The following is an 8,503-nucleotide window of genomic DNA, read 5'->3' as shown; positions in this document are numbered from 1 at the left end:
CCAGCTTGCCGTCCACCATCTCCTCGTAGGAGACCTTGATGCGGTCGTAGCGGGTGACCGTGACGGGCTCCTCGTGGGTGAAGCAGCCTTCGACCTGCTTGCTTGCAGCCAGGCCCAGCTTGATGACGGGGTTGAACATGACGTGCTGCTTGTCCTTCTCGTCAACGTAGGCGAACAGGTTGTGCGTCACGCCGATCTGGTTGGCGTGCAGGCAGGCCGCCTCGTCGAGCGACGCCATGGTGTCCAGCAAATCCTGCGCCACCTGGGCATCCTCGGCCGTTGCCTTCTCGCAGGGAGTGGACAGCACCGCTTCGTCGTGGACCAGTTCCTTGATAGCCATAAGACTTCCTTCGCTTCGACGCCGGCGCAAAACGCGTGCGGAATGCACAAGCCGACGTATTGCTCTACAATCGCTTTCGACATTTTAACGCATACGCTGGTGTACATCAGGGAGGGTTTAGGTTATGGCGAAAACGGACGCGCAGCTTGCCGATGGGCAGGCGGCAAACGCCGCACGGCGCCGCATTTTCTGGGTCGGTATCGTCTGCGCGCTTGCGGGCGCCGGGTTGTGGGGCGTGTCGGGCGCGTGCGCGCAGCATCTGTTCTCGCATTACGGCATCACGCCCATGTTCGCCACCGCCGTGCGCTCGCTGGTGGCCACGCTGTTCTTCTTCGGCGTGCTGGTGCTGCGGCGTCGCTACATGCTCGAGCTGATTTGGAAGAGCGAACCTCGCGTGAAGCTGTTCTTCCTGGTGTTCGGCGCCGCGCTGTTCGTCGATCAGTTCGCGTACGCCATGACCATCGCGTTCACCAACGCCGGCACCGCCACCGTGCTGCAGATGCTCAGCACCGTGTTCGTCATGCTGTTCACGTGCGTGATGGGGCGGCATTTGCCGAAGGGGAACGAGTTTCTGGGTCTGATCTGCGCATTCGCGGCCACGGTGCTGATCGCCACGCAGGGTGACCTGGGCACGCTGGTGCTGCCGGCGGCGGGCTTGTTCTGGGGCCTTTTGAATGCCGTGTGCGTTGCAATCTACGTGTTGACCCCGCGTGCTGCGGGTTTGTTCGACCGTTTCGGCAGTTTTGCGGCCACGAGTGTGGGCATGCTGGTGACGTGCGCGTGCTCGGGAATCGCGTACGTCGTGCAGCTTGCCATGGGCACGGGCGCTCCCGAGGCGGTTGCGAGCATGGACGCGTTCGGCTGGCTGGTGCTTGTCGGAGGCCTGGCTGTTTTGGGGACGTTCGTGTCGTTCGGGCTGTATCTGCGCGGCGTGGCATTCGTGGGCTCGGTCACCGGCAGCTTGTTGGGCGCCGTCGAACCGATCAGCGCCAGCGTGTGCGCCTGCGTATTCCTGGGCACGGCGTTTTCCGGCTTCGATTGGGCGGGATTGGTTCTGATGTTGGTCATGCTGGCGCTCGTTACGTTGGGCGAGAAGCCAAGATAACATAAGATATATTATCGATAATATTGAGCGTACATTTGGGTCTCAATCTAAGGGTTCTCAGCCTAAGTCTCAGAGAAGTCGATCTAAAGTTGCTGCACATATAGAGCCGTCATCGTGTGCGACAATGACATCCTTTGCGTCAACGCTGTGGCGCTGGCAAGTTTTTGCCAGCTTCGGGCTTGTTCGCTTTCTGCAACGGCTAACGCGAATCCCGAGCAACTTAGAAGCTGCGCATTATCTTCGATTCCATGATGTATCCGTCGCCAAACGTATCGCCTTAGGCTTCTTGCCGATAGTTTCCCTCGGTTGTCGAAAACTATGGCCGTTTTTGGATGATTTCATAGATTTTCGGGTACAATGCGCGTTTGTGCCTTATGGCGCCTCAATTGCAGTTTCGTATGCAAGCGATGACTGCATAGGAAGGGATTTTTGAGTTAGAGAGGGTTCGCATGTCGAAGATCAACGACCTTGAGCAAGAGGTCAAAGCAGACGTTAAGGAGGCTACGGAAGCGGTTTCCGCTGAAAACGCCGACAAGCCTTGGTTCAAACGTCTTTCCCTTACCACGTGGATTTTCATTGCGTTGGCTTTGGGCGTTGTGGCGGGTCTTGCCTTGCAGGGCACCCCTGATATCGCCACCACCTACATCAAGCCCCTGGGCACCATCTTCCTGAACCTTATCAAGATGATCGTGGTGCCGCTGGTCATCTTCTCGATGATCGCCGGCGTCATCAGCCTGTCCGACATCAAGAAGGTCGGCGCCATCGGCGGCAAGACCATCGCGTACTACCTGTGCACCACCGCGTGCGCCATCGTCATCGGCTTGATCATCGCCAACGTGTTCAACGTCGGCGGCGGTTATACCCTTACCACCGACGAGCTTTCGTATGAGGCAAAGGCCGCTCCTTCCTTCATCGAGACCATCGTCAACATCTTCCCTAGCAACTTCGTGCAGCCCATGTCCGATGCCAGCATGCTGCAGATCATCGTGATCGCGCTGTTCTTCGGCTTCGGCATCCTGGCCGCCGGCAAGAAGGCGCAGCCCGTCGCCGACTTCGTCAACGGCATGTCCGAGGTGTGCATCAAGATCATGCACATGATCATTTCCATCGCGCCGTTCGGCGTGTTCGGCCTGATCACCCCCGTGGTTGCCACCAACGGCCCCGACATCTTGCTGCCGCTGCTCAAGCTCATCCTGGTTGCCTACCTGGCCATGATCCTGCACATGGTGCTGGTGTACTCCGGCATGGTGAAGGCCATCGCGAAGATGGGCCCGCTGACGTTCTTCAAGGGCCAGTTCCGCGCCATGACGTTCGCCTTCGCATCCGCCTCCTCGGTGGGCACGCTGCCCATTAACATGGAGTGCTCCGAGAAGCTGGGCGTGCGCCGTGAGATCTCCAGCTTCGTGCTGCCGCTGGGCGCCACCATCAACATGGACGGTACCGCCATCTACCAGGGTGTTTGCGCCATCTTCATCGCCCAGGTGTTCGGCATCGACCTGACCATCGGCCAGCAGTGCGTCATCGTCATGACCGCCGTGCTGTCCTCCATCGGCACCGCCGGCGTCCCCGGTTCCGGCATGATCATGCTGGCCATGGTGCTGCAGTCCGTCGGCCTGCCCGTCGAGGGCATCGCGCTGGTCGCGGGCGTCGACCGCGTGCTCGACATGATGCGCACCGTCGTCAACATCACCGGCGACCAGTCCGCTGCCGTGTGCGTGGACTCCCTGGAGAAGCGCAAGGAAGCTCGCCAGGCCGCCAAGGCTGCGTAAAGCGCGCTGAGTCGAACGATCGAATCTTTCGGGATGGTTGCAGAAAATATCTGCCGCCATCCCTTTTCTTTTATGGTACCATCGAACACGCGTTCGTTTCAAGACCAATATGAACAAGCTTTACCGGTTGAGTTCACTTCAATCAAGAAGAAAGGAGGCAGACGGGTCGCATGGCTACCATGACCGCACGGTCGTCGCATGATGGCGATCGGGTTTCAAACTACCTGGCAATGCTCGGGCATGCGTGCTCGGACATCAACCAAGGCGCCCTATCGGCGGTACTGCCCTTCCTGGTTGTGGACGGATACTCATATACGCAAGCCGTTATGCTGGTCTTCGCTGCCAATATCGTGTCTGCAGTTGTGCAGCCGCTGTTCGGCTGGATCAGCGACCGCCGCGCATGCCCATGGTTCATGGGGCTTGGGGTGTTGCTGGCCGGTGCGGGCATGGCGGGCATCGGCTGGTCCAGCTCGTATCCGCTTATCGTGACAAGCGCCCTGGTATGCGGGTTCGGCGTGGCCATGTTCCATGCGGAAGGAGGCCGCATCTCCAACCTGGCGGCTGGTGCGCGCAAGGGCAACGGCATGAGCATCTTCGCCGTTGGCGGCAACGTGGGTTTCTTCATCGGGCCGATCATGGCCGCTGTTTCGCTGTCGTTATTCGGCATGCACGGGCTTGCCGTTTTCCTCGTGCCCACGATGTTGTGCGCGGCGGCGCTCTTCGTGCACAATAGCCGATTCAAGGCGCTCAACGCCGTCGCTGTGTCCGATGCGGCGATCGTCGAGCGTCCTGAACGCTGGGGACTGTTCGGGCTGGTTATGGTTACGCTGTCGCTTCGATCCGTCCTCAGCTACGGCTTCATGGCCTTCATCCCGCTGTTCCTTATGAACGTGCTTGGGCAAACCGAGGCGGCAAGTTCGTTGGCCATCTCGCTGTTCTCCGTTGCCGGCATGGTGGGCACCGCGCTTTCCGGGCGCACTTCCGAAGCAATCGGCGCCCACAGGCTCACCATTGCCTGCTTAACCGTTACCGGCCTTGCCGGTGCCGCGTTCGCGCTGAACGGCTCCTCGGTCGGGCTGGCATTGGCGCTGACCGCGGTGTTGGCCATCGGTGTCGACCTGTTCTATCCTTCCGCGGTTGCCGTGGGTATGGGGTATGTGCCGCAGCATCTGGGTATGGCGTCTGGCTTGACATACGGCGTGGCTATCTGCCTTGGAGGCGTGGCGGAGCCGTTCCTGGGCATGGCCGGCGATGCTTTCGGGCTCACGCCCGTCATGCTCGCGCTTGCCGCCATCGCCCTTGCGGCTGCACTGCTGTCCATCGTCATCAAGAAGCTCGACGGCACGCAGGCTTGATTCAGCTTGCCGCTACTTCCCCATCATGCTGAGCAGGGCTTCTAGTTCTCGTTGCACGGCGTGCTCGGTGTTGGGGCCGATCACCTTGGTGGAGATCTCCTTGATGGCGGAGCGGCCGTTGCCCATGGCGATGCTCGTGCCCACCATGCGCATGATTTCGTAATCGTTCATGGAGTCGCCGAACGCCACCACTTCCTCGGCGCGGGCATGGCGTGCTTCCATCACCTGCTTGATGCCCGGGGCCTTGCTCACGCCGCGCTGCATGACGTCGATCCACTTGCGGCCGGACGGTGCGAACACGAAGTCCTCGCCCATCTCGCGCTCCAGGATGTAGGCCATATCCATGACGGCTTCGTCCACGTAGATGGAGGCCTTGATGATGCTGATATCGGGGCACGGCAGGTCGCGCACGCGCAGCGGGTTCGGAAGGTTCTTGTCCAGCTCGCGTTCGAAGCACTCCTCGTCGTCAAGCAAGTAGGAAATCTTGCGGTCGTAGACCACCAGGTGCAGGCCATCGAACAGGTCGACCACGTTCTTAAGTCTGCGCAGCGCGGCGTGGCTGTACACCTCGCGGTCCACAAGCTGGCCGCCGATCACCACTTGCGCACCGTTGGAGGCAACGAAATCCATCTGGTTGCTCACGGGGGCGAACAGCTCCTGCAGCGTATCGAAGCGCCTGCCCGAGGACGCAACGAACCCGATACCTGCGGTTTTCAGCCGCTTGATCAGGTCGAACGTCTCCTGCGGCACATTTCCTTCGCCATCCAGAAGCGTGCCGTCCATGTCCGATGCGATGAGCTTGATCATGCAAAAGCCTCCTTTGCCGCCGCGCCCCGTGCGCCGCGCGTTTGTTCCGTATCCTTAACTTCGCCGCCATTGTACGGCGCGTTTCGCAAGCGGAAATGCCGGTCATGAAACCTGCGCAGGATGCTTACCCGCCGTTGATGCGGCGTTGAAGGGTCGTTGACGGAACCTTATTCGCACTCCGGGAACACGCATGCTAGGCGACGTACGGTTTCCGGCAGGCGCTCCGGCTCGATGCCGGCGTAGTTCAGCACGAGCGCGGTTTCGCCGTTCGAATACTTCTCAAAACGCTTCGTTGTGCGCTCGCTCAAACCGTCGCCATCGCGCAGCAGATAGTCGTTGAACAGCGAGATGTTGAGCCCCTGCTCTGCGCCGCGCTGTCTGACCTGGTCGTGCGTAAGGCTTGTGCGCACGTACAGCAAGAAGTGCGTGCCTGCGTTGCGCTCCTCAACGTGAGAGATTTCCGCCAGCGGCGATTGCGCGATCTCCCGCAAAACCGCCTCGCGTTGGCGACGATAGAAATTGCGCGTTCGGTTGATATGCCGCTCCAGGTGGCCCTCGTCGATGAAGCGGGCTAGCGCGTACTGCTCGAAGCTGGAAACCGTGCACGAGTAGAAGCTCATGGTGTCCACGTAGCGCGCTAGCAGCTTCGGCGGCAACACCATATAGCTGATGCGCAGGCTGGGCACCATGGTCTTGGAGAAGGCGTTCAGGTAGATCACCTTGTCGGACGCATCGTCGGCGAACAGCGGCATGATCAGGCGCCCGCTGTAGCGGAACTCGCTGTCGTAATCGTCCTCGATGATATAGCGTTTGCGCGCGCGGTTCGCCCACTCGAACAGCTCTAGGCGCCGCTTGATCGGCATGACGATGCCCGTGGGGAAATGATTCGCCGGCGAAACGTGCACCACATCGGCGCCCGATTCCTCAAGCTCGTCCACCAGCAGGCCCGATTCGTCGATGGGAACGGGCCGCCAGGGGTTGCCGAACGCCTTGGAGATGGCGGCGAACTTGCGATAGCCGGGGTTTTCCATGGCGAACGTGGTGGTGGGCCCGAGCATTTGCAGCAGGCGGCCGTACAGGTATTCGCTGCCAGCGCCGATGATGATGCAATCGGGCGAAACGTCCATGCCGCGCGTGCGCCGCAGGTACGACGCGATGGCGCGTCGCAGCTCGGGCAGGCCGTTGAACGGGATCGACCGCAGCAGGTTATCGCTGGGAAGCGAAAGCGCCTCGCGCATATAGCGCCCCCACACCGTAGCCGGGAACAACGACACGCTCGTGCGGTTAGCCTTCAAGTCCACGAAGTACTCCGGGTCGCGGGCACGTTCAATAGCCTGCGGGGTTTTGGCGGCGGAGGCGTCAACATGGACGGTGTCTGCAGCGTTTTTGCCGGTTTCCCAATCTTTACCGACGCGGCGCCCTGCATCGGCATCAACCCCTTCCGCAGTCGTATCTCGCGTGTCGATTTCGGAATCGATGTTCTTTTCGCCTTCGCTATTCAAGTCTTTGACCTGGGATGTAACCGGCTTACACCGGAACTCGGAGACATCTTCCACGAAATAGCCGCGGCGCTGCTCGGTGCGCACGAACCCTTCCGTGATCAGCTGGTCGTAGGCTGCCGTGACCGTTGCAACGCCGATGTCGAGGTGCTGGGCAAGGTTGCGTTTGGAAGGCAGCTTCGTTCCGCAGGGGATTCGGCCGCGCGCGATGTCCTCGCGAATGGACTGGTATAGGAATTCGTAAAGCGAACTGGTGCCGCGCGAGCGCAAATCGTACGTAAGCATACCTGCCTGCTGAGATCCCGACATGGGCTGATCCTTTCGCGTACGGCTGCAAAAGCGCGTTTTTCGGTGCGCTTGCAGCGGGAACGGCCGGTTTGAGCGGTTGAATGAACTGGTGCAACTGGTCTATCTGGTATGTAAAACTATCACTGTGTTGGTTCTTTTGACCAAACCAAATAGCGATTACACTTTTGTTGCTCATTGAATCCGGCCGCAACGATTCCTTGGCTGTTGCGGCCATTTGCATGCACGCCAAGGGCACACGAAGACGGGAGACGAACATGGGTTACTTCACCGGGAAAACCATCATCATCACCGGAGCTGGTTTTGCGGCGTTGAAGGACGGTTCCGCTGGTTCCATCGGTTTCGGCATCGCCACCGCCTTCGCTAAAGAGGGCGCAAACCTTGCCATCACCGGCCGCAACGTGAAGAAGCTCGAAGCCGCCAAGGAGCGTCTTGAGGGCGAGTTCAGCATCCGCGTTCTGCCCATCCAGGCCGACGTGAACGCTCAGGCCGACAACCAGGCGGTCGTGCAAGCCGCCGTCGAGCAGGTCATGGCCGAGTTCGGGCGCATTGACGCGCTGGTGAACAACGCCCAGGCCTCCGCTTCCGGCGTCACCATCGCCGACCACACCACTGCCCAATTCGATCTGGCGCTGTATTCCGGTCTGTATGCTGCCTTCTACTACATGCAGGCGTGCTACCCGTACCTGAAGGAGACGAAGGGCTCCGTGGTGAACTTTGCCAGCGGCGCCGGTCTGTTCGGTAACTACGGCCAGTGCGCTTACGCTGCAGCCAAGGAAGGCATCCGCGGCCTGACGCGCGTCGCCGCCACCGAGTGGGGCCCCGACGGCATCAACGCCAACGTGGTTTGCCCGCTGGCCTGGACCGCTGCGCTTGAGAACTTCAAGGAGCAGTATCCCGAGGCCTACGAGGCCAACGTGCACATGCCTCCGATGGGCCACTACGGCAACGTCGAGACCGAGATCGGTCGTGCCGTCGTGCAGCTGTGCGGTCCCGACTTCAAGTTCATGAGCGGCGAGACCATCACGCTCGAAGGCGGCATGGGCCTGCGCCCGTAACCTGCCAGGTTACACGGCCGTTTCGGCCACCTACTTCTTATGATTCTGTCCGGATCCCTCCGGTGGAATATCGAAAGCGCCTCGGGCATCTGCGGTCCGAGGCGCTTTTGCGTTCTCTGCTTCTTGAACAGGGGACGGAGGCGTGTTCAAGCTTGCCGGAAAACCAACGCCCCTTCCCCTTTCGCACTTCGGCCATTTCTGTCGAGCGAACAGGGGGAGATAACGTTCGCTTGGCTAGACCGCGTGAACAGGGGACGTGAACAC

The 8,503-nt window shown here is 60.4% G+C and carries 7 protein-coding genes; 4 read left to right on the top strand and 3 right to left on the bottom strand.

The annotated features are described in order from the left end of the window. Positions 1 to 340, bottom strand: a 340-nt coding sequence (locus Q0H50_RS06910; protein WP_294420829.1) for a peptide deformylase, incomplete at its 3' end; no start/stop codon positions are given. A gap of 124 nt (positions 341 to 464) precedes the next feature. On the opposite strand from Q0H50_RS06910, the gene Q0H50_RS06905 reads away from it, so the two are divergent. The 3 genes from Q0H50_RS06905 (at position 465) to Q0H50_RS06895 (ending at position 4,569) form a co-directional block, all read left to right on the top strand. Continuing rightward, positions 465 to 1,445 (top strand): DMT family transporter, encoded by a 981-nt coding sequence (locus Q0H50_RS06905; protein WP_294420827.1) that lies wholly within the window; start codon positions 465 to 467, stop codon positions 1,443 to 1,445. Between the two features lie 449 nt (positions 1,446 to 1,894). After that, positions 1,895 to 3,214 carry a dicarboxylate/amino acid:cation symporter gene (locus Q0H50_RS06900; RefSeq protein ID WP_294420826.1) on the top strand — a complete coding sequence of 440 codons (1,320 nt, stop codon included), beginning with the start codon at positions 1,895 to 1,897 and terminating at the stop codon, positions 3,212 to 3,214. A 170-nt stretch (positions 3,215 to 3,384) separates the two neighbouring features. Then, positions 3,385 to 4,569 carry an MFS transporter gene (locus Q0H50_RS06895; protein WP_294420825.1) on the top strand — a complete coding sequence of 395 codons (1,185 nt, stop codon included), beginning with the start codon at positions 3,385 to 3,387 and terminating at the stop codon, positions 4,567 to 4,569. Positions 4,570 to 4,581: 12 nt separating this feature from the next. Here the strand turns inward: Q0H50_RS06895 and Q0H50_RS06890 are convergent, their stop codons facing one another. Together Q0H50_RS06890 and Q0H50_RS06885 are read right to left on the bottom strand one after the other, a co-directional pair. Then, positions 4,582 to 5,376 (bottom strand): HAD family hydrolase, encoded by a 795-nt coding sequence (locus Q0H50_RS06890; protein ID WP_294420823.1) that lies wholly within the window; start codon positions 5,374 to 5,376, stop codon positions 4,582 to 4,584. A gap of 167 nt (positions 5,377 to 5,543) precedes the next feature. After that, on the bottom strand, positions 5,544 to 7,184 hold the full coding sequence (locus tag Q0H50_RS06885) for a PLP-dependent aminotransferase family protein (protein ID WP_294420820.1): 1,641 nt from the start codon (positions 7,182 to 7,184) through the stop codon (positions 5,544 to 5,546). A gap of 254 nt (positions 7,185 to 7,438) precedes the next feature. Between Q0H50_RS06885 and Q0H50_RS06880 the strand changes: the two genes are divergently transcribed. Next, positions 7,439 to 8,239 (top strand): SDR family oxidoreductase, encoded by an 801-nt coding sequence (locus Q0H50_RS06880; protein WP_294420819.1) that lies wholly within the window; start codon positions 7,439 to 7,441, stop codon positions 8,237 to 8,239. The last annotated feature ends 264 nt before the right edge of the window (positions 8,240 to 8,503 follow it).

Source organism: uncultured Senegalimassilia sp., from assembly GCF_934632265.1.
GTDB lineage: Bacteria > Actinomycetota > Coriobacteriia > Coriobacteriales > Eggerthellaceae > Senegalimassilia.
Note: the sequence above shows the minus strand (reverse complement) of the source record. Positions and strands in the feature narration are given on the sequence as shown.